The sequence below is a fragment of the Nocardia sp. NPDC049935 genome (assembly GCF_055586645.1).
In genome coordinates this window covers 139,257-158,311 of the sequence record NZ_JBVJHV010000005.1, presented here as the reverse complement: position 1 = coordinate 158,311, position 19,055 = coordinate 139,257, and the positions used below count along the sequence as shown (strand labels likewise).

The following is a 19,055-nucleotide window of genomic DNA, read 5'->3' as shown; positions in this document are numbered from 1 at the left end:
CACTTGTTTTCCCTCACACGAAGTTGATTATTCGGGTTCCCGAACTTAGCATTTCCCTCAGCGGAAGGCGGTGGTTCGGAGTGCGTGTGATGGCCAGGATCGCCGCTGTTCTCACGACCGGAGTGCTCGCCGCCGGGTGCGCGTCGTTCCATCTCCCGCGTACCGGCGAACCGGTGGTACTCACGACCTTCACCGTGCTGGCCGATATCGCCCGCAATGTGGCGGGTGAACACCTGCGGGTCGAATCGCTCACCAAGCCCGGCTCCGAGATCCACGGGTACGAGCCGACCCCCGGAGATGTGAAACGCGCCGCCAAGGCCGATCTCATCCTGGACAACGGAATGAACCTGGAAGCCTGGTTCGACCAGTTCGTGGCCGATCTGGACGCCGAACGCGTCACGGTGAGCGACGGGGTCGCACCGGTGCCGATCACCTCCGACGCGTACGCGGGTAAACCGAATCCGCATGCCTGGATGTCGCCGTTGAATGTGCAGACCTACGTGGACAACATGGTCACCGCCTTCATCCGGATGGCGCCCGAACACGAAGCCGCGTTCCGGGATAACGCGGCGCGGTACAAACTCCGCCTGCAGCAGGTGCACGACGAACTGGTCGGCGCCCTGCGCGAACTGCCGCGCCGCCAGCGGGCACTGGTGACCTGCGAGGGCGCGTTCTCCTATCTGGCCCGCGACGCCGGGCTGTCGGAGGCCTATATCTGGCCGGTCAACGCCGAGCGGCAGGCGACTCCGCAACAGATCACCCGGGTGATCGAATACGTCCGCGACCACGAGGTACCCGCGGTGTTCTGCGAGTCCACCGTTTCCGACGCCCCCATGCAGCGGGTGGTGGAGGCCACCGGCGCGCGGTTCGGCGGCGTGCTGTACGTGGATTCGCTGTCCGCCGCCGACGGTCCGGTGCCGACCTATCTGGATCTCGTCCGGCACGACGCCGAGACGATCGCCGCCGCACTCACCGGGAGCAGGCCATGACAGTCCCCGCGATCGAGGTGGACGGTGTCTCCGTCTACTACGGAGAGGTCCAAGCGCTGGACCGGGTCGAGCTGACCCTGGACCCGGGCCGGGTGTGCGCGCTGATCGGGATGAACGGGTCCGGTAAATCGACCCTGTTCAAAACCCTGATGGGTATGGTCACCCCCGCCCGCGGCACGGTCCGTGTGGGTGGCGTCAAACCGCTCGCGGCCCGCCGGTCCGGACTGCTCGGCTACGTCCCGCAGAGCGAGGCCGTCGACTGGTCGTTCCCGCTGTCGGTGCGCGATGTGGTGACCATGGGGCGCTACGGGCGGATGGGGTTCACCCGCCGGGCCGGCCGCACCGACCGGGCCGCGGTCGACGACGCGCTGGAACGGGTCGAACTCACCGAACTGGCGGACCGGCAGATCGGCCGGTTGTCCGGTGGTCAGCGCAAACGCGCGTTCGTCGCGCGCGGGATCGCCCAGGGCGCGCGGATACTACTGCTGGACGAACCGTTCGCCGGTGTCGACAAACGGTCCGAGGCGACGATCACCGCGTTGCTGCGCGGTCTCGCCGCCGACGGAGCCACGGTTCTCATCTCCACCCACGATCTGCACGCGCTGCCCGGTCTGGCCGACGAAGCGGTGCTGTTGATGCGCCGGGTCCTCGTGCACGGCAGTCCCGACGAAGCCCTGCGGCCGGAGAACCTCGCGCTGGCCTTCGGGCTCGATGTCACCGAGCAGCGGTGACCGCGATGGACCTGCTCGAATTCTTCCTCGAACCGCTGCGTTACGCGTTCATGGTGCGGGCGCTGACCGCGAGTATCGTCGCGGCCGTCGTCTGCGGGCTGCTGTCCTGCTGGCTGGTGCTGGTGGGCTGGTCGCTGATGGGTGACGCGGTCTCGCACGCGGTCCTGCCCGGGGTGGTACTGGCCTATATCGCGGGAGTGCCCTTCGCCGTCGGCGCGGTGATCTTCGGATTCCTGGCCGTCGGCCTGATCGGGCTGGTCCGCGATACCAGCCGGATCAAAGAGGACGCCGCGATCGGCATCGTGTTCACCACCCTGTTCGCCTTCGGCCTGGTACTCATCTCGGTGACACCCAGCGATACCGATCTCAACCACATCATCTTCGGCAATCTCCTCGGCGTGAGCCAGGAGGAACTGGTGCAGATCGCGGTGCTGGCCGCGGTGGTCTTCGGGGCGCTGGTGCTCAAGCGCCGCGATTTCACGCTGTACGCGTTCGACCCCACCCACGCCTACGCCCTGGGCCTGAATCCCCGCGTGCTGGGTGCGGCACTGCTCGGCCTGCTCGCCCTGACGTCGGTGGTGGCCCTGCAGGCGGTCGGGGTGATCCTGGTGGTGGCCATGCTCATCATTCCCGGGGCCACCGCGTACCTGCTCACGGAACGATTCGGCCGGATGCTGGTGCTGGCACCGACGCTCTCGGGCTGCTGCGCGGTGGTCGGGCTGTATGTGAGCTACTACGCCGATACCGCGCCCGGTGCGACCATCGTGCTGGCCCAGGGCGCGGTGTTCACCGCCGTCTACCTGTTCGCGCCGCGGCAGGGCCTGATCGGCGCCCGGCTGGCCGCCCGCCGCCGGTTGCGCGCCGACGCCGCCGGACAGCCGCTCGACGAGGCCGCCCCACCGGTGTACTGAACCCGGCCTACGGGTCCGTTTCCTCGAAGGGCGCCGCGCGGCGCCAGTCCTCACCCGCGATCACCACGTGGTCGAGGAACCGCAATCCGACCGTGCCCGCCGCCGCGGCCAGCAGGCTGCTGACCCGCCGGTCGTCGAGGCTCGGGGTCGGATCACCGGAGGGGTGGTTGTGCGCCAGCGCGAAGGCGCGGCCGTCGTGGCGGAGCACCGTGTTCAGGATCTCCCGGACCGGGACCGCGACCTCGTCTATCGCCCCCTCGGCCACGAACACCCGCTGCCGCGGCCGGTTGCGGGAATCGCAGATCAGAACCAGTAACCGCTCCACTCGCGCGCCCGCGAAAAGGGGCGCGGCCGCGCGCGCCACATCTTCGGCCCGCGCCAGGACCGGCAGGCCCTGGGAACCGTTGCGAGCCCGGGCGGCGAGCTGGAAGGCGGCGCTGATGGCCGCGGCCTTGGCCGTGCCGATACCGGGGCGCCGGGCCAGCTCCTCGGGCCGCGCCGACGCCAGACCGGCCACCCCGCCGAACTCCGCGAGCAGCGCGAATGCCAGGTCGACCGCGCTTTCCCCGCGCCGGCCCTGACCCAGGAGCAGGGCCAGCAGTTCACCGTCGTTGAGCGCCTGCGGACCGAGTGCGCACAGCCGCTCCCGCGGACGTTGCGATTCGGGTAGATCGGTGATCGTTCCCGGCATGATTCCCCCTCCGGCATCCGTGCCTCCGGATCATGCCAGTGGGGACCGACAGGTCGGCGGCGAGCCGGGCGCGGGTTGCTGTCCGGGTGCTCAGGTGGCGGGTTGCGGGGGGCGATTCAGGGCCGATGCGGCGAGCCGCTCGAAATGCCGTAGCTGCCGCTCGTGGACCACGATGCGGCGCAGCGCCTCGTGGATCGTCGCCTTGCTCGTCGCCGTACCCATGATGGCGCCGGCGGCCGCCAGCAGGTCTTGATCCAGATCGATCCGCACTGTCGGCATGCGTCCTCCTTTGTACAACCGCCCATGGTGCGGCGGCGCGTCGTCCCCGGCCCGGATCGCGCCCGGCCGCGGCTGCGCAACGACAACGCCGCTGGCCAGACAGTTTGCCCAGTCGATGCCGGTTTGACGACGAAATGGCCGTCGTGTGTCCACATCGAGACCTGGCGCGGCCGCCGACCGGCGTGTCCGCCACCCGGCGGGCCGGGTGTCAGCGCGCGGTCAGGCGGGACTCGAAATTACGTTCCAGTTCGCGCCAGGCCTTGGCCTCGGCGTCGAAGGGCGGATTGGGGGCCATCCGGGTCGGGTCGGGGTTCAGCAGGTAGGAGATGTACCAGCCGAGGGGGGTGGATTTCGCCAGCGCCTGTTCGACGGCGTCGTCGTCGGCGTAGTCGGCGGCGTCGGTGAACAGTTCGAGGACCAGATCGAGTTGTTCGCTGTCGACCGCGCGCGGGCCCTCGGCGAGATCGTCGGCCAGGCCGGGCAGTACGTAGACGTTCTCGTCGGTGACCTCGACCTCCAGCGAACCGTCGACCGCGGCGGTCTGCACCTCGGCGAAGGTGCTGATCTGAGCCAGATCGTGCTCGTGATCGTCGGCCAGGTACCGGGCGAGGGCCCGTTCGCTGCCGAATACCGAGATGTTCTTGCGGGCCCCGAGGAAGATCGGCTCGTCGTCCAGATAGCAGCGCAGCGTGAAGTATTCGCCGTCGCCGGTGACGATCTTGACGGGGTCGATGCCGACCTCCTCCCAGAAGGTCAGCTCCTCGTCGTCGTCCTCGTCCTCGTCGTCGTCGTCCTCGTCGAGGTCGACCGGTTCGAAATCGCTGTCGTCGTCGGTATCGGCCGCATCGTCGGCGTCCACCTCGTTCTCCTCGGCGGCCAGCAACTCGGCTTCGGCCAGCGCGACGGCTTCGGCGTCCACATCCGGAACCTTGACCACCGAATCGATGGCATCCAGCACATCGTCCCAGCTCTTGGCGACCGCGGCGCCGATCCGGTCCCACAGCTCCAGGCCCTCGCGACCGGCGAACATATGGGTACCGCCGGCCAGCGCGCCGAGCGCGGGGTGCGAGCCGAAGAACTTCGTCACCGCGTCCAGCTCGCAGACCTCGCCGATATTGCGCACCATGGCCAAGGTGTCTTCGAGCTCGGCGATGGTGTCCACGTCCGGTTCGCCGGCGGCCAGCTCCGGCACTCCGACCAGGTCGAACGAGTAGTTGTCCTCCGGTTCGAGTTCGGCCGGCGAGAGACCCGCGACGACCTTCCATGCCGGATGGTCGACCAGATCGTTATCGGAATCGGTCCGGATGAAGGCTGCCAGTTCGGCCACTGATTCGAAGCCGTACAGGGCATCCTCGTGTCCTAGGAACGCTTCCCACTCGTCGTCACCGTCACGCCAGCGCGGTGCCCACAGGGTGACGAGATCGCCGTCGGTCAGACCGAGCTCGATCGGGACGATGTCTCCAGAAGCCATGTGCGGAAGCCTATCGGGCGCTGTTGGCGAAGGCCATCCGCAGTCCGCGACGACTGTGACATGACCGGCACCACGCTCGGCGGCCGCTGCGTTCAGGCGCCGCCCGGTGCGCTCCCGGACGCCTTCGGCGCCTCCTCCGCCGCGGGCGGGAACGATTCGTTCAGTGCGGCAATAACCCCCGAACGCTGATTGCCCGCGTCCTCGGCGGCCTGCCGGCCGGCCCAGATGATGAGCTGCGCGGTTTCGGCCGGCGGCAGCGAGGTGACGCCCTCGCCGAGCCGCAGCCCCACCAGGGCCCCGTCGCTGTCGACCTCCACCGAGACCAGCTCGTCCTCGGTGGTGAAGCGGCCGCGGACCTGTTTGAGCCCGTACAGCGCCGCTTCGAGTGCCTCGAGTTTCTGTGTGGCCCCGGCGACCAGGGCATCCATTTCCGCGCTCATACTGCTTCCCTCTCAGGTCCCGGCGGCCGTCCGTCGGCGCGTGGCGCGCGACGGTCGCTCATACCGGGCGCATCCAACTCGTCGGGCCGGTGTCGTCGTCGTCCATCCGATCCAGTTCGTCCACCGCCTGCTGCCGTGTCGGCAGGCCCAGCTGGTCCAGGATGTCGGCCGGCATACCGTTCTCCGCCAGGAGTTCTCGCCGCTTGGCCTTGGCCGCGATGGTCGACCGGCGGGTCAGGCGCAGGATCTCGTCGGCGAGAGCCTGTGCGCCGTAACGGTATTCGCTGCGCTCGAAGGTGATCTCCACCGGCATTCCCTGGTCGGTGGCGCGCACCGACAGGGTGCCGGCACGGTTGCGGCTACCCGCCACCGTGACGTTGGGCACCTCGGGAATCTGCTGCTCGCTCATGTGCTGTCCACTCGTCGTGATCGGATATCCGCCCTGGTCACCGCGTCAGCGACCGCGGGCGGCTCATTCGGTGGGCCGGTAGAACCCGTAGAACTCCATGCCGCTGTTCTCGGTGCGGATGGAGCCGACCTGCACCGGGTCACCGGCCTCGACCAACTGCCCGTTACCGATCACCATGGCCACGTGACCATCCCAGACCGCCAGGTCACCCGGCATGAGATCACCCGCCGACACCGGTGTGGCGCCGTTGGCCTGTTCGTGGGCGAGCCGCGGCAACTCCACCCCGGCCTCGCCGTAGGCGTATTTGGTCATTCCGCTGCAGTCCAGCCCGGCGCCCGGGGTGTTGCCGCCCCAGACGTACGGCGTCCCGACCGTGCCGAGCGCCGCCTTGACCGCGGTGGCCGCCTTCTCGTTCGGGGCCTCCACCACACTGCCGTCGGGCAGGGTGATCTTCACACCCTCGCCCTCGGCGGTCTGGCCGGTGGAGGTGGTGGTCTTGCTCGGGGTACCCGCGCTCGTCGTGGTAGTGGTGGTGGAACCGCCCGGGCTCGCCATGGCGGTGCTCATCAGATTGCCGGCGACCCCGGCCACACTGCTCAGACCGGACGACACCGTCGACAGCGCCTGCGTACCGACCGGTGCGGTGTTCGCGGCCGACGGCGTGGTCGGCGGCGGGGTGAGTTCGTTCATCGAGGCGGTCTGGGTCTGTAGTTCGCCCTGTACCCGGCCCACCACGCCCAGCGCCTGGCCGAGATGATCGATCGCCGAGCCGACCAGCAGCGAGAGCCCGGCCGGGGTGCCCAGCGTGGGCGCCGCGGCGGTCGCGGTGTTCACGAAGGACTGCGCGATGGCGGTGAGATCCTTGTTCCCGGTTTCGACATGCGCGGCGGCCTGGCCCATCACGGTGGCCATCTCGTTGCCGCGGTCGGAGATGGTGGCGGCCGTGGTCTGCACACGCAGGGCCTTGGAGGTGGCCGCGTCGGCGCCGGTGCCGTCCCATGCGGTGTTCATCTGGTTGATACCGCTGCGGCCCAGCGTATGGACCTGCTCGATCGCGGTGGAGGCGGTACGCAGCGCGTCTCCGGGCCCGCCGGTGGACAGCACTCCGGTTCCGAAACTGGAGAGCAGATCGAAGATCGGCTTGGCCAGCGCGTTGATATCGATCACCGGTTACTCCCCGGCGGTGGCGCGCAGCGCGGCGGCGTTACCGGAATCGGCCTCGGCGTAGCTGACCGCGGCCACGCCCGCCGCGCCGCTCATCGTGCCCAGTACCGCGGACAGCTGGCCGATCGTCGCGACATGCCCCGCGTGGGCGGCGGCGTAGGCGGCCAGGAAGTCACCACCGACCAGGCCGAAGATCGGGCCCAGGATCGCCGGGGCGGCCCCCGTCGCGCCGGCCCCCGCCGCCGCCAGTTCGCCGGACATGATCCCGGTCGTCGCGCCGTAGGCCGCTATACCGTCGGCATCGGCCGAGATGTTCACCATCAGAGGTTCCCCCATCGACTTCGTTAACGGGCAGAGTATGTCATCTACCGGTTTCGACGCACCGGCTTCCCGCGTGGTTCCGCGAAATTCGCCACGCGCGGAAATCCTCGCCGAGACAGCGGTGCCGGTGTGCTCGACCTTATCGTTTCGTCATGCGTACGCACACCCTGGATCATCCGCTCGTGGCGATCCTGCTGACCACGCTCCGCGACGAACGAACCCCCGATCCCGCCTTCCGGGCGGCGCTGCGCGATCTCTCCAGGCTCCTGGTCTACGAGGCGCTGCGGGACGCGCCGGTGGAGCACGTGGATATCGTCACCCCGGTCGCGGCCACCCGGGGCGCCCGGCTGGCCCGTCCGCCGTTGCTCGTCCCGGTGCTGCGGGCCGGGCTCGGCATGGTGGACGCGGCGACCGATCTGGTGCCCGAATCGCAGGTGGGCTTCGTCGGCGTCGCGCGCGACGAACGGACGCATCTGCCCGTGCCCTATCTGGAATCGCTGCCCGACGACCTCTCCACGACCCCGGTGATGGTGCTGGACCCGATGCTGGCCACCGGCGGATCCATGCTGCACACCTTGGACCTGCTGGCGCAGCGCGATGCCACCGATATCACCGCGGTGTGCGTGGTCTCGGCGCCCGAGGGGATCGCGGCACTGGCGGGCTCGGGCTTCCCGGTGCGCCTGGTGACGGCGGTGATCGACGACCGGCTCAACGACGACGCGTTCATCGTGCCCGGGCTCGGCGACGCCGGGGACCGCCAGTTCGGGCCGCGGTGAAACCCTCAGGCGCCGAGCGCGCGGCAGTATTCGCGCAGTTCCGAAAGCCGTTGCCCGGCCGCGGCCCGGGCGGCCGGTAACCGTTCCGGGGCCGAGACCGGTTCCACCACCTCGAGATAGCACTTCAGCTTCGGCTCGGTGCCCGAGGGCCGGACCACCACCCGCACGCCGGAACCGGTTAAGACCAGGGCGTCGGTGCGCATCCGGCCCCGCAGTGCGGACATATCGGTGTATTCGACCGGGGTTCCGGCGAGTTCGCGCGGTGGCGCCGCCCGCAGCCCGGCCACCACCTCGGCCGCCGCGTGCGGGTCGGGGAGCCGCAGCGCGACCTGGTCACCGGCGTGCACGCCGAAACGGACCGCGTAGTCGTCGAGTTCGTCGAGCAGAGTGCGGCCCCGGGTCCGCAACCGCGCGACGAGATCGGCGGCGAGCACCGCCGCGGAGATCCCGTCCTTGTCGCGGACCGCCGCCGGATCCACACAGTGGCCGATGGCCTCTTCGTAGGCGTAGACCAATCCGTCACCGGCCCGGGCCAGCCATTTGAAACCGGTGAGGGTTTCGGCGTAGCGGGCCCCGCGGGCTTCGGCGAGCCGGGAGAGCAGGCGTGAGGAGACGATCGTCGTGGCGACCAGCGAATCCGCGGGCGCGGTGCGCAGGACATGATCGGCGAGCAGAACACCGGTCTCGTCACCGCGCAGCATCCGCCAGCCGTCCGCCGTGGGCACTCCCAGAGCGCATCGGTCCGCGTCGGGGTCCAGCGCGATCGCCAGATCGGCGTCCACCCGTTCGGCCAGCGCCAGCAGTAGATCGGCGGCGCCGGGCTCTTCCGGATTCGGGAAGGCGACGGTCGGGAAATCCGGGTCGGGCGCGAACTGTTCGGCGACCGCGTGGATATCGGCGAACCCGGCGGCCGCGAGCGCCCGCGCCGCGGTGGCGCCCCCGACTCCGTGCAGCGGCGTGAACGCGATCCGGATCTCGGCGCGCTCCCCGTCGCCGCCGATCAGCCGCGGCAGTTGCGCGACCCGGGTCAGGTACCGCGTCAGCAGTTCGGTGTCCGCCTCCGGTACCGGGGTGCGGTCGATCGGTTCCACCACCGCGACGATCTGCTTCTCGATCTCGGTGTCCGCGGGCGCCAGGAGCTGGGAGCCGCCGTCGAGATAGACCTTGTAGCCGTTATCGGTCGCCGGATTGTGCGAGGCGGTGATCTGCACCCCGGCCACCGCGTCCAGGGCCCGCACCGCGAACGCCGTCACCGGGGTCGGCAGCGGTTCGGGCAGCCGGGTCACCGCGAAACCGGCCGCGGCCAGTACCTCGGCGGTGATCCGCGCGAACTCAGCCGAGCCGTGGCGGGCGTCGCGGCCCACCACCACCCGGCCGCCGCCCAGGCAGCGGTCCCGCAGCCAGGCCGCCAGCCCCGCGGTGGCGCGGGCGACGGTGGTGTCGTTCATACCGTCCGGTCCCGGGGCCAGCGGGCCGCGCAGCCCCGCCGTGCCGAAGGTCAGCACTACAGTTTCTCCAGCACGCCGCGCAGCAGCCGGCCGAGCCGGGGCGCGGCCGCGTTGCCCTCGGCCAGCACTTCCGCGTGCGACAGCGGCGCGCCGGTGACACCCGCGGCGGAGTTGGTGACCAGCGAGATGCCGAGCAGCCGGGCGCCCGATGCGCGGGCCGCGATGGCCTCGAGGACCGTGGACATCCCGACCAGATCGGCCCCCATGGTGGCCAGCATGCGGATCTCGGCGGGAGTTTCGTACTGGGGGCCGGTGAGCCCGGCGTACACGCCCTCGGTGAGGTCGGGGTCGACCGTGCGGGCCAGCTCCCGCAGTTTCGGGTCCCAGGCGTCCACCAGGTCGACGAACGTCGCTCCGGTCAGCGGTGTCCGGCCGGTGAGGTTCAGGTGGTCGCGCACCAGTACCGCCTCACCGACCCGCAGCCCCGGGCGGATACCGCCGGCGGCGTTGGTCAGGATCACGGTCTCCGCGCCCGCCGCCACCGCGGTACGCACCGGATGCACCACATCGTCGGGGGTGTTGCCCTCGTAGAGGTGCCGGCGTCCCATCAGGACCAGCACATCGGCCCCGCCGACCGGTACCGACAGCACCCGGCCGAGATGGCCCTGGGCGGTGGGGGCGGCGAATCCCGGGAGGTCCGGCATCGGGATCTCCGCGGTCGGGGTCCCGAGTTCGGCGACGGCGTCCTGCCAGCCCGAACCCAGTATCACCGCGACCCGGTGCCGGGCGACGGATGTGCGGGCGGCGATCTCCTCGGCGGCCTGTTCGGCGAGCATGGCGGTCAGTCTATGGCCTCCGGCGCCGCGGGACCGTCCGTACGGCCGCGCCCGCCGGCGTCCGGCGAGGCCGGCGCGACCCGCGCCCGGACGGATCCGGATCGCTGTCGATACGCTGCACGTATGCCGTACCTGGAGCGTGATGGGAACGTATTCGTACTGTCGCTGGGCAATGAGGGCCAGACCGACGACGAGAACCGTTTCAGCCATCAGTGGATCGACGAAACCCATGCCCTGCTGGACAGTGTGGAGGCCATCGAAGGCCCCGCCGCCCTGGTCACCACGGCCACGGGCAAATTCTTCAGCAACGGCCTCGACACCGACTGGCTGTTCGCCAATCTCGACCGGATGCACGGCTACCTCGACCGGGTCCACAGCGTCTTCACCCGGATACTGGCGTTCCCCATGCCGACGGTGGCCGCGGTGAACGGGCACGCCTTCGGCGCGGGCGCCATGCTGGCGACCTCGCACGATTTCCGGGTGATGCGCGCCGACCGCGGGTACTGGTGCCTGCCCGAGGTCCATCTGGGCATGCCGTTCACGGTCGGGATGAACGCGCTGCTCACCGGCCGCCTCACCAACCAGGTCGCGCTCGCCGCGATGACCACGGGCCGCCGCTACGGTGCGGCCGACGCGCTGGTCGCGGGTATCGTCGATGATGTCGCCGAAGCCGACGCCCTGCGCGGCGCCGCGATCGCCCGGGCCGCGGAACTGGCCGCGAACCGCACACCCAGCCTGCCCGCGATCAAGCGCTCGCTGCACGCGGCGGCGCTCGCCGGACTGGCGGTGCCGAACACCCCCGAGAACCTGGCGTTCGCCCAGGGGTAGCGGCCCGCACACCCGGCGTTCGCCGCCCTCCCGGCTCCGGCCCGCCCGCGACACGTCCGCCGCGGTGGCCCGGGCCGCCGCGCGTGGATCGGGCCGCGGTGCGAAACTGGAGGTTACGGTCGCTTCTCGACAGGGGCGAGCAGGCCACCGGTATGTACCGCGACCACGGTCGCGGGCGATATGTGTCCAGGGAGGCCCGGACACCAGCGAAGTGGTTCACAGCTGCTCGTTCTACGACAGGAGGACATTCGGTGAGCACATCCGGCCGTTCGGTGCGAGACGGACAGGACGCGGTGACGGCGTGGCTGGCCGAGCACACGGTCGATCTCGTTCAATGGCGGCGGCATATCCACGCCAACCCGGAACTGTCGCGGACCGAGTTCGCGACCACCGAATTCGTCGGCACCTGGCTGACGAAGGCCGGTCTGTCGTTCCGGGTCATGCCCAGCGGTACCGGATTGATCTGCGATATCGGCCCCGACACCGGTCCGCGGATCGCCCTGCGCGCCGATATGGACGCGCTGCCGCTGCAGGAGTTCACCGGCCTGGACTTCGCCTCCACGGTGCCCGGGGTCTCGCACGCCTGCGGTCACGACGCGCATACCGCGATCCTGCTCGGCACTGCGCTGGCCCTCGCCGATCTCGACCTGCCGGTGGGGGTGCGGCTGATCTTCCAGCACGCCGAGGAGGTGATGCCCGGCGGCGCGCTCGATATGGTGGCCGCCGACGTGATGAACGGTGTGGACCGGGTCTTCGCGCTGCATTGCGACCCGCGCCTGGAAGTCGGCCGCGTCGGCATCCGGGTCGGGGCCATCACCTCGGCCGCCGATACCGTCGAACTCGTTCTGGACTCACCCGGCGGGCACACCTCGCGCCCGCACCTGACCAGTGACCTGGTCTATGCCATCGGCACCGTCATCACCGGGCTGCCGGGCCTGCTCACCCGCCGTATCGACCCGCGTACCAGCACGGTCATGGTGTGGGGCGCGGTGAGCGCCGGAAAAGCGCCCAACGCGATCCCGCAGACCGGCATGCTCACCGGCACCGTCCGCACCGGCGACCACGCCACCTGGTCGCTGCTGGAGCCGCTGGTGCGTGAGATCGTCGACGGCCTGCTCGCGCCCACCGGAGTCCGCTACCAGCTCGACTACCGCCGCGGGGTGCCCCCGGTGGTCAACGACGACCATTCGGTCCAGATGTTCTCCGACGCCGTCCGCGCCCTGGGCCCCGACGCCCTGGCGGATACCCCCCAATCCGGCGGCGGCGAGGATTTCTCCTGGTACCTGGAGGAAGTCCCCGGCGCCATGGCCCGCCTCGGCGTCTGGTCGGGCGAAGGTCCGCAGCTGGACCTGCACCAGCCCACCTTCGATATCGACGAACGCGCACTGGCCGTAGGAGTCCGAACCCTCACCAACATCGCGCTGTGTTGGTCTGGAGCGGCTCCGCCGCTCGAGGTTCGGCCCTCCTGAGCGTCTGCTGTCAGCGCTCGAGACTCGTGGCTTCGCCACATGCGCTTCGAGCGCTGACAGCAGACGCGGGCCGAACCTTTTCTCGAACCGGTAGGCCCAGGGCAGTCACCGGTAGGCCCAGGGCAGCGACCCACGGCCCGGGAAGGCGACAGCTGAGCGGGTCACGAGGATGTGACGTTCTGGAAGGGTGTGGATTCCCGAGCGCGTCCTCCACATTTGCCTCCGGGGTCACCTCCGCTGGGCGGGGCCCGCCCCGGTTCTGGAGCGACCAGAGGGAGGGAGCGCAGCGACCGACCGGCGGGAGTGAAGAACCGGGGTTAATAGGGCCCCGCCCTCGAGCGGCGGAGCCGCTCCAAAATTACAGCTCCCTTTTAACTAAAGTTGTTTCCGGGGCCTACGTTGCGGCTGTTGCGGGTGCGCAGGGCGTGTACGTATTCCTCCGGGGCCCCGGCCTTTTCGGCGGCGTCGGCCATCACCCCGAGGTAGCGGGCCGACGGCAGGCCGCCCTCGTAGGCGTCCAGGACGTAGAGCCAGGCCAGGATCGGGTCGGTGCCGCTGCCGGGGCTGGGGGTCACGCGGAGGCGGATCTTGCGGTGGATACCGAAATCCGATCCCTCCCAACGGTCCAGCCGCTGCTCGTCCTCGGGGGAGACGTCGTAGAGCACCACGAAGACCCGCGAGCCGGGTTCTTCCACGACCGTCGCGAGTGGGCCTTCCCAGCCGATATCGTCCCCGCTGAACGTGAGGCGCCAGCCCTCCAGCCAGCCCGTCCCGGACATGGGGGAGTGCGGACAGCGCTCGAGCATCTGGGTCGAATCCATATTGGACCCGTAGGCAGCGTAGATCGGCACAACCGGCAGCTTAGTTGTGTGGCGCCGCGCACCGGTACGGGGCGTCGTAATTAGTGCTCCGGGATGTGCTTCGGGTGCGCCGACGCGCGGTCGCGGCCGGGCGTGGGCGCGGGCGCGGCACACACTAGGCTTGACCCGGCGAGTGAGGGCCGCGAGCTGCCGCGCGCCTGGCGCGGGTGATTAGGACAGGGGTATGTATGACCCGCATTGCGATCATCGGTGGCGGACCCGCGGGCTATGAGGCGGCACTGGTCGCGGCCCAGCACGGCGCGCAGGTGGTACTGATCGATTCCGACGGTATCGGCGGAGCGTGTGTGCTCTGGGACTGTGTGCCGTCCAAGACGTTCATCGCCTCGACCGGAGTGCGGACCGATCTGCGGCGCGCTCGCAACCTCGGGATCACGCTGGATCCGGAGCAGGCGGAGGTCCGGCTGCCGGAGGTCCACGAACGAGTGAAGGCGCTGGCGCTGGCGCAGTCGTCGGATATCCGGTCCAAACTCCAGGCGGCCGGGGTGCGGGTGCTGCCGGGCCGGGGCCGGCTGGCCGGGCCGGGATCGGGTCGCGCCACCCATCAGGTCACGGTCTCGTTCCCGGAGGGCGCCGAGGAGACCGTGGAGGCGGAGGTCGTGCTGATCGCGACCGGCGCTTCGCCGCGGGTGCTGCCCGGCGCCGAACCGGACGGTGAGCGGATCCTGAACTGGCGTCAGCTCTACGATCTGGCCGATCTCCCGGAGACCCTGGTGGTGGTGGGTTCGGGCGTCACGGGTGCCGAGTTCGTCTCCGCCTATACCGAGATGGGCGTGCGGGTGATCTTGGTCTCCAGCCGCGACCGGGTGCTGCCCGGTGAGGACGCCGACGCCGCACTGGTTCTCGAGGACGCGTTCGCCGAGCGCGGCGTGGAATTGGTGAAACACGCGCGCGCCGACAAGGTGGAACGCACCGCCGACGGCGTGGTGGTGACCCTGTCCGACGGCCGCACCGTCACCGGGTCGCACGCCCTGATGACCGTCGGCTCCACCCCGAACACCGGGGACCTCGGCCTGGAACAGGCCGGGATCGAACTCGATCGCGGCGGCTACCTGCGGGTGGACCGGGTATCGCGTACCGCGGTTCCCGGCGTCTACGCCGCCGGCGACTGCACCGGCCTGCTGCCGCTGGCCTCGGTGGCGGCTATGCAGGGCCGGATCGCCATGTATCACGCGCTCGGTGAGGGAGTCAGCCCGATCCGGCTCAAGACGGTGGCCTCCGCGGTGTTCACCCGCCCCGAGATCGCGACGGTCGGCGTGAGCCAGACCGCCATCGACAACGGCGAGGTTCCCGCCCGCACGGTCATGCTGCCCCTCAACACCAACCCCCGCGCCAAGATGTCGGGCCTGCGCCGCGGTTTCGTGAAGATCTTCTGCCGGCCCGCCACCGGTGTGGTGATCGGCGGCGTGGTGGTGGCCCCGATCGCCTCGGAGCTGATCCTGCCGATCGCCCTGGCGGTGCAGAACAACCTGACGGTCAACGATCTGGCGCAGACCTTCTCGGTGTACCCGTCCCTCACCGGTTCGGTGATGGAGGCGGCCCGCCAGCTCATGCGCCACGACGACCTGGGCTAGGAGGGCTCCGGAGGCCGGGCCGCTCGGCGGCTTCCCCGGGCGCGCCCCGCCTGCCGTGAGGCGCCGGGTCCGCCTGCCGTGAGGCGCCGGGTCCTACGGGGCCGAATCCCGCGCGGCGTAGCCGCGCAGAAGTTTTCGGTCACGTTGCCGGACGAGCGCAGGTGTGATTCACTTCCGAAGCAGAGATGCGATCGACGGGCGGTCGCGAGGTTTGGTGCCGGGGGGTTCGTCCTTTCGGATTCGGACAGCGAACGGCCCACCCGGGTCACCCGTCCGGTCCGTATCTCGGATTGTCAGAACTGGATACGGTCCGCGTATGGCGCCGGATCCGGGAGAGGGATTGGGCGAAAAGTGAAACATCGTAAGCCGAACCGGGCGAGCCGGGCGGTGGCGAGCACTTCGCTGCCGCTTGCCACCGCTGCGGCGATGGCAATCTTCGCATCGCCGGCGGGGGCCGTTCCGAGTGAGCAGCCGACGGCGCCGACCACGCCGAGCACGCCGGCGCCCGCGCAGCCGGGGACCAACGAGCAGCCGGAAGAGCCTCAGGATCAGAGCAGTCCGGAGACCACTCCCAGTCAGCCGGGAGTGCAGAACGAGAACCAGCAGGGGAATACGCCCACTCCGAGCCAGCCGGGTGTCACCACGCCGAAGCCGGGCGAGGAGGGCGATCAGAGCCTGACGGGTCCCACCCAGCCGGGTGTGACCACGCCGCGGGTGGCGCCGCTGCCGGTGCCCGGCCAGCCCGAAGCGGTGCAGCCGGCGATCACTCCGGACAAGCCGGACGCGCCGCAGCCGCCGGCCCAGCCGGGGCAGCCGCCCGCGCCGGAGCCCGGAGTGGATGTGGAGCCGGGTGCTCCGCAGACCGATACCCTGGTGCAGCCGCAGGAGCCCCAGTGGAACGCGCCGAGCCTGGACGAGGCGCCGGTGGCTCCGGTCGTCGAGATGCAGGGCCCGCATATGGAGATCGGCGCCGCGGTCGACGGCGGTTCGCTGGCTCCGGGGCATTTCGCGAACACCCACCACTTCTCCAACCAGGCCGGTTATGTCGGCACGGCCGGTTTCCGCACCCCGCAGGGGACCGGTGAGGCCGGTATCGCGGTGGAGTTCGTCGACGAGAACACCATCAACGTTTCCACCTTCACCGGTGGTAACGGACTGCCGGACAACCGGCTGGACCACACCATCGACACCACTCCGGTGAACACCGCGAAGGCGGCGGTCGAGCATTGGATCCAGATGCAGCCGGGCGGCGCCGCCGCCCTGGAGGCCGCGGCGAAGATTCCGCCGCCCCCGCCGCTGCTGCCGCCCGGCAACTACCCGGAGCAGTCGATCAACGTCGCTGGCGTCAACAGCCAGTGGGGTGGTTCACTCCAGTACTGATACGAGTGACATCTTGCCGGGTGGGGCGGTCGGTCACGGCCGCCCCACCCGCGTGTCTCGAAAGGGATAGGCAGTGACCGGCGAGGGCGAAGGCAGAGAGCGTGAATCGGAGCGGGCGGATTTCGGGCCTCCTACCGGCGATTTCGGGCCGCCCGTATCGGAATTCGGCCCGCCGACGGGCGAGCTGCCGGTCCAGGGTTGGAAGCCGGAGGGTGCGGAGAACCGGGAACTGACCTGGCGGCCCGCGGGGTCTTCCGCTGCTGCCACGCCGGAGGCGCCGCCGGTGCCTCCGCCGCCGCCCCAGTACCGGGCCCCGGACAGTTCCACCCCCCAATACCAGGCTCCCGACCGGTCCGTTCCGGTTCAGCGCCCGGCGCCCACCTCGTCCGGTTCCCCGGATGCGGCGACCGTCCGCCATCAGTACCCGTCGGACCCGGCCGTCCGGCAGCCGGAGCGTGCCCCGGAATCGGATCAGACGACCGTGCGCCATCGGACCGCGGAGCCCGGCTGGTCCACGCCGGGCCGGCCGGGTGGTCCGGGCGCCGACTCGGGCGCGGGGGCCCCTCGGCCGAAGCCGGGTGGTCTGTCGTGGGACAGCGATCCGATCGCGCAGAAGCTCACACCGCAGTCGGTGGCGGGCGCGCTGGCCAGTAAGCCGCGCCGGCAGCTGCCGTTGAACAAGATCATCACGATTGCCGCCGTTCTGGTGGCGTTCCTGGCGGTCGGGGTCGCGATCGTCGTCGTGACCAGCGGCGGGGACGAACCTGTCGCCGCGCCGCCGGGGCCCGCCGATGAGCTGAGCTGTCCGGCGAGCCAGGACGGCGCGGTGACCGTGGGCGACGGGATCGGTGACACCGAGAGCGGTGCGGGGGCGATTCTCGGCTTCCAGAACGCGTTCTACGCCGAACGCAACGGCGTCGCGGCGCGGGAGTTCGTAGCGGCGGACTCACCGTCCATCTCGTCCGCGGAGACCATCCAGCAGGCCATCGACGCGCAGATCCCGGTGGACACCCAGCACTGTGTGCGGATCACCGAACGGGCCCCGGATACCTTCGACGTCGATCTCACCGAGCGGCGTCCGGGTGGTACGACCACGGTGTACAAGCAGACCGTCACCACGGTGGAACGGGACGGCAAAACGCTGCTGTGGGTGATCGCCGACCGGCGCTGAATCCCGACATATGAGATCACAATTTCAGATCATGGATATTCATGGGATGATCGGGTTTCTACCAGGTGCGTCCTTGGAGGCCCTATGCCCAACACCCAACCGCCGCTGGCCGGCAAACTCGCCGGTCTCACCAGTTCGGCCATCCGTGACCTGCTGAAGCTCACCGCGGACCCGGATATCGTCAGCCTCGCCGGAGGTCTGCCCGACGCCGGGCTCATGCCCGGCGCCCGGATCGCGGCGGCGGCGGAATCGGCGCTGCGCACCAGCTCCACGCTGCAGTACACCGAATCGCCGGGTTGGGGACCCCTCCGTGAGGTATTGGCGGCGCGGGAGTCGGCGCGGCTCGGGCGCACCGTCGCGCTCGGCGAGGTGTTCGTGACCCACGGGTCGCAGCAGGCGCTGTCGCTGCTGGCGGAAGTGCTACTGGACCCCGGCGCGCTCGTGGTCGTCGAGGACCCGGCCTACGTCGGCGCACTCCAGGTCTTCCGGGCGGCCGGAGCCCGGATCGCGGCGGTGCCCCTCGACGCCGAGGGACTGCGTATCGACGCGCTGGAGGAGCTGATCGCCGCCGGGGAGCGGCCCGCGGTGGTACATACGGTCAGCAATTTCCACAATCCGGGCGGCGTGACCATGAGCTCGCGCCGGCGGCAGGCGCTGGCGGCGCTGGCCGAACGATACGGGTTCTGGGTGATCGAGGACGATCCCTACGGTGAGCTGTGGTTCGAACGGCCGGCACCGGAGCCGGTGGCGTCGTATTCGGACTCGGTGATCCGGTTGTCCTCGGCGTCCAAGATCATCGCCCCGACCCTGCGGGTGGGCTGGATGGTCGCCCCGGAACGGGTGTGCCGGGCCGTCGAGCTGCTGAAGCAGGGCGCCGATCTGTGCGGTTCGGCGCTGACCCAGCAGATCGCCGCCGAACTGCTGGCCGATGCCGACTGGCTGCGCGGCCATATCGAGACCGTGCGGAACGTCTACTCGACCCGGGCGGGCGCCCTGGTCGATGCCGTGGACCGCCGGTTCGGGGAACGGTTGCGCTGCAGCGCGGCGTCCGGGGGCATGTTCGTCTGGGCCGAGTTCACCGACGGAACCGATACCACCGAACTGCTGCCGCGGGCGCTCGAGACGGGCGTCGCGTTCGTGCCCGGGCAGGCGTTCGCCGTGAGCACCACCTACACCCACGCCATGCGCATGTGTTTCACCACCGCCGCGCCGGACGTGCTGGCCGACGCCGTGGACCGGCTGGCGCGCGCGGCGGATCGGCGGGAGGCGGTCTCGGCCGGCCGGTAGCG

At 70.2% G+C, this 19,055-nt stretch carries 20 protein-coding genes; 10 read left to right on the top strand and 10 right to left on the bottom strand.

The window, feature by feature from the left end:
• The first annotated feature begins 89 nt into the window (after nt 1–89).
• Genes ACZ6SF_RS20595 through ACZ6SF_RS20585 form a run of 3 tightly spaced genes read left to right on the top strand, consistent with a single transcriptional unit; the run spans nt 90 to nt 2,631 of the window.
• Nucleotides 90–989 (top strand): metal ABC transporter substrate-binding protein, encoded by a 900-nt coding sequence (locus tag ACZ6SF_RS20595; RefSeq protein WP_466063778.1) that lies wholly within the window; start codon nt 90–92, stop codon nt 987–989.
• The gene (locus ACZ6SF_RS20590) at nt 986–1,720 is read left to right on the top strand and encodes a metal ABC transporter ATP-binding protein (protein WP_466063777.1); all 735 of its coding nucleotides are present in this window, start codon (nt 986–988) and stop codon (nt 1,718–1,720) included. The genes ACZ6SF_RS20595 and ACZ6SF_RS20590 overlap by 4 nt, the downstream gene beginning before the upstream one ends.
• 5 nt (nt 1,721–1,725) lie before the next feature.
• On the top strand, nt 1,726–2,631 hold the full coding sequence (locus tag ACZ6SF_RS20585) for a metal ABC transporter permease (protein ID WP_466064078.1): 906 nt from the start codon (nt 1,726–1,728) through the stop codon (nt 2,629–2,631).
• Between the two features lie 7 nt (nt 2,632–2,638).
• Here the strand turns inward: ACZ6SF_RS20585 and ACZ6SF_RS20580 are convergent, their stop codons facing one another.
• The 7 genes from ACZ6SF_RS20580 to ACZ6SF_RS20550 form a co-directional block, all read right to left on the bottom strand.
• Nucleotides 2,639–3,322 carry a JAB domain-containing protein gene (locus tag ACZ6SF_RS20580; protein ID WP_466063776.1) on the bottom strand — a complete coding sequence of 228 codons (684 nt, stop codon included), beginning with the start codon at nt 3,320–3,322 and terminating at the stop codon, nt 2,639–2,641.
• Between the two features lie 90 nt (nt 3,323–3,412).
• Nucleotides 3,413–3,601 (bottom strand): type II toxin-antitoxin system VapB family antitoxin, encoded by a 189-nt coding sequence (locus ACZ6SF_RS20575; protein WP_357422221.1) that lies wholly within the window; start codon nt 3,599–3,601, stop codon nt 3,413–3,415.
• A gap of 208 nt (nt 3,602–3,809) precedes the next feature.
• On the bottom strand, nt 3,810–5,072 hold the full coding sequence (locus tag ACZ6SF_RS20570) for a primosomal protein (protein ID WP_466063775.1): 1,263 nt from the start codon (nt 5,070–5,072) through the stop codon (nt 3,810–3,812).
• Between the two features lie 92 nt (nt 5,073–5,164).
• Nucleotides 5,165–5,512, bottom strand: coding sequence for a YbaB/EbfC family nucleoid-associated protein (locus tag ACZ6SF_RS20565; protein WP_466063774.1), 348 nt, complete (start codon nt 5,510–5,512; stop codon nt 5,165–5,167).
• 58 nt (nt 5,513–5,570) lie between these two features.
• Entirely contained in the window at nt 5,571–5,921 is a 351-nt protein-coding gene (locus ACZ6SF_RS20560; RefSeq protein ID WP_466063773.1) for a hypothetical protein, read from the bottom strand.
• Nucleotides 5,922–5,984: 63 nt separating this feature from the next.
• On the bottom strand, nt 5,985–7,088 hold the full coding sequence (locus tag ACZ6SF_RS20555) for an NlpC/P60 family protein (RefSeq protein ID WP_466063772.1): 1,104 nt from the start codon (nt 7,086–7,088) through the stop codon (nt 5,985–5,987).
• 3 nt (nt 7,089–7,091) lie between these two features.
• On the bottom strand, nt 7,092–7,421 hold the full coding sequence (locus ACZ6SF_RS20550; RefSeq protein WP_466063771.1) for a type VII secretion target: 330 nt from the start codon (nt 7,419–7,421) through the stop codon (nt 7,092–7,094).
• Nucleotides 7,422–7,558: 137 nt separating this feature from the next.
• Here ACZ6SF_RS20550 and upp point away from each other — a divergent pair, with 137 nt between their 5' ends.
• The gene (gene upp / locus ACZ6SF_RS20545) at nt 7,559–8,182 is read left to right on the top strand and encodes a uracil phosphoribosyltransferase (RefSeq protein ID WP_466063770.1); all 624 of its coding nucleotides are present in this window, start codon (nt 7,559–7,561) and stop codon (nt 8,180–8,182) included.
• Between the two features lie 5 nt (nt 8,183–8,187).
• On the opposite strand, the gene ACZ6SF_RS20540 is transcribed toward upp, so the two are convergent.
• The gene (locus ACZ6SF_RS20540) at nt 8,188–9,687 is read right to left on the bottom strand and encodes a phospho-sugar mutase (RefSeq protein WP_466063769.1); all 1,500 of its coding nucleotides are present in this window, start codon (nt 9,685–9,687) and stop codon (nt 8,188–8,190) included.
• Nucleotides 9,687–10,466, bottom strand: a complete 780-nt coding sequence (locus ACZ6SF_RS20535; protein WP_466063768.1) for a purine-nucleoside phosphorylase — start codon at nt 10,464–10,466, stop codon at nt 9,687–9,689. Before ACZ6SF_RS20535 ends, ACZ6SF_RS20540 begins: the two co-directional genes overlap by 1 nt.
• A gap of 123 nt (nt 10,467–10,589) precedes the next feature.
• On the opposite strand from ACZ6SF_RS20535, the gene ACZ6SF_RS20530 reads away from it, so the two are divergent.
• A complete protein-coding gene (locus ACZ6SF_RS20530) occupies nt 10,590–11,294 on the top strand; it encodes an enoyl-CoA hydratase/isomerase family protein (RefSeq protein WP_466063767.1) in 705 nt (234 codons plus the stop codon).
• 293 nt (nt 11,295–11,587) lie between these two features.
• Entirely contained in the window at nt 11,588–12,763 is a 1,176-nt protein-coding gene (locus ACZ6SF_RS20525) for a M20 family metallopeptidase (RefSeq protein WP_466064077.1), read from the top strand.
• 371 nt (nt 12,764–13,134) lie between these two features.
• On the opposite strand, the gene ACZ6SF_RS20520 is transcribed toward ACZ6SF_RS20525, so the two are convergent.
• Complete coding sequence (locus ACZ6SF_RS20520) at nt 13,135–13,614, bottom strand: gamma-glutamylcyclotransferase family protein (RefSeq protein WP_450004107.1); 480 nt, start codon at nt 13,612–13,614, stop codon at nt 13,135–13,137.
• Between the two features lie 197 nt (nt 13,615–13,811).
• Between ACZ6SF_RS20520 and ACZ6SF_RS20515 the strand changes: the two genes are divergently transcribed.
• The 4 genes from ACZ6SF_RS20515 (at nt 13,812) to ACZ6SF_RS20500 (ending at nt 19,053) form a co-directional block, all read left to right on the top strand.
• Nucleotides 13,812–15,215 carry an NAD(P)H-quinone dehydrogenase gene (locus ACZ6SF_RS20515; RefSeq protein WP_466063766.1) on the top strand — a complete coding sequence of 468 codons (1,404 nt, stop codon included), beginning with the start codon at nt 13,812–13,814 and terminating at the stop codon, nt 15,213–15,215.
• 426 nt (nt 15,216–15,641) lie between these two features.
• A complete protein-coding gene (locus tag ACZ6SF_RS20510) occupies nt 15,642–16,595 on the top strand; it encodes a hypothetical protein (protein WP_466063765.1) in 954 nt (317 codons plus the stop codon).
• Nucleotides 16,596–16,668: 73 nt separating this feature from the next.
• The gene (locus tag ACZ6SF_RS20505; RefSeq protein WP_466063764.1) at nt 16,669–17,766 is read left to right on the top strand and encodes a DUF8176 domain-containing protein; all 1,098 of its coding nucleotides are present in this window, start codon (nt 16,669–16,671) and stop codon (nt 17,764–17,766) included.
• An 84-nt stretch (nt 17,767–17,850) separates the two neighbouring features.
• Nucleotides 17,851–19,053 (top strand): aminotransferase-like domain-containing protein, encoded by a 1,203-nt coding sequence (locus ACZ6SF_RS20500; RefSeq protein WP_466063763.1) that lies wholly within the window; start codon nt 17,851–17,853, stop codon nt 19,051–19,053.
• Nucleotides 19,054–19,055 lie beyond the last annotated feature (2 nt).

Coding starts and splice junctions, on each gene's coding strand:
- ACZ6SF_RS20595 (WP_466063778.1), top strand. CDS start 90: ATGGCCAGGATCGCCGCTGTTCTCACGACCGGAGTGCTCGCCGCCGGG.
- ACZ6SF_RS20590 (WP_466063777.1), top strand. CDS start 986: ATGACAGTCCCCGCGATCGAGGTGGACGGTGTCTCCGTCTACTACGGA.
- ACZ6SF_RS20585 (WP_466064078.1), top strand. CDS start 1,726: ATGGACCTGCTCGAATTCTTCCTCGAACCGCTGCGTTACGCGTTCATG.
- ACZ6SF_RS20580 (WP_466063776.1), bottom strand. CDS start 3,322: ATGCCGGGAACGATCACCGATCTACCCGAATCGCAACGTCCGCGGGAG.
- ACZ6SF_RS20575 (WP_357422221.1), bottom strand. CDS start 3,601: ATGCCGACAGTGCGGATCGATCTGGATCAAGACCTGCTGGCGGCCGCC.
- ACZ6SF_RS20570 (WP_466063775.1), bottom strand. CDS start 5,072: ATGGCTTCTGGAGACATCGTCCCGATCGAGCTCGGTCTGACCGACGGC.
- ACZ6SF_RS20565 (WP_466063774.1), bottom strand. CDS start 5,512: ATGAGCGCGGAAATGGATGCCCTGGTCGCCGGGGCCACACAGAAACTC.
- ACZ6SF_RS20560 (WP_466063773.1), bottom strand. CDS start 5,921: ATGAGCGAGCAGCAGATTCCCGAGGTGCCCAACGTCACGGTGGCGGGT.
- ACZ6SF_RS20550 (WP_466063771.1), bottom strand. CDS start 7,421: ATGGGGGAACCTCTGATGGTGAACATCTCGGCCGATGCCGACGGTATA.
- upp (WP_466063770.1), top strand. CDS start 7,559: ATGCGTACGCACACCCTGGATCATCCGCTCGTGGCGATCCTGCTGACC.
- ACZ6SF_RS20535 (WP_466063768.1), bottom strand. CDS start 10,466: ATGCTCGCCGAACAGGCCGCCGAGGAGATCGCCGCCCGCACATCCGTC.
- ACZ6SF_RS20530 (WP_466063767.1), top strand. CDS start 10,590: ATGCCGTACCTGGAGCGTGATGGGAACGTATTCGTACTGTCGCTGGGC.
- ACZ6SF_RS20515 (WP_466063766.1), top strand. CDS start 13,812: ATGACCCGCATTGCGATCATCGGTGGCGGACCCGCGGGCTATGAGGCG.
- ACZ6SF_RS20510 (WP_466063765.1), top strand. CDS start 15,642: ATGGCAATCTTCGCATCGCCGGCGGGGGCCGTTCCGAGTGAGCAGCCG.
- ACZ6SF_RS20500 (WP_466063763.1), top strand. CDS start 17,851: ATGCCCAACACCCAACCGCCGCTGGCCGGCAAACTCGCCGGTCTCACC.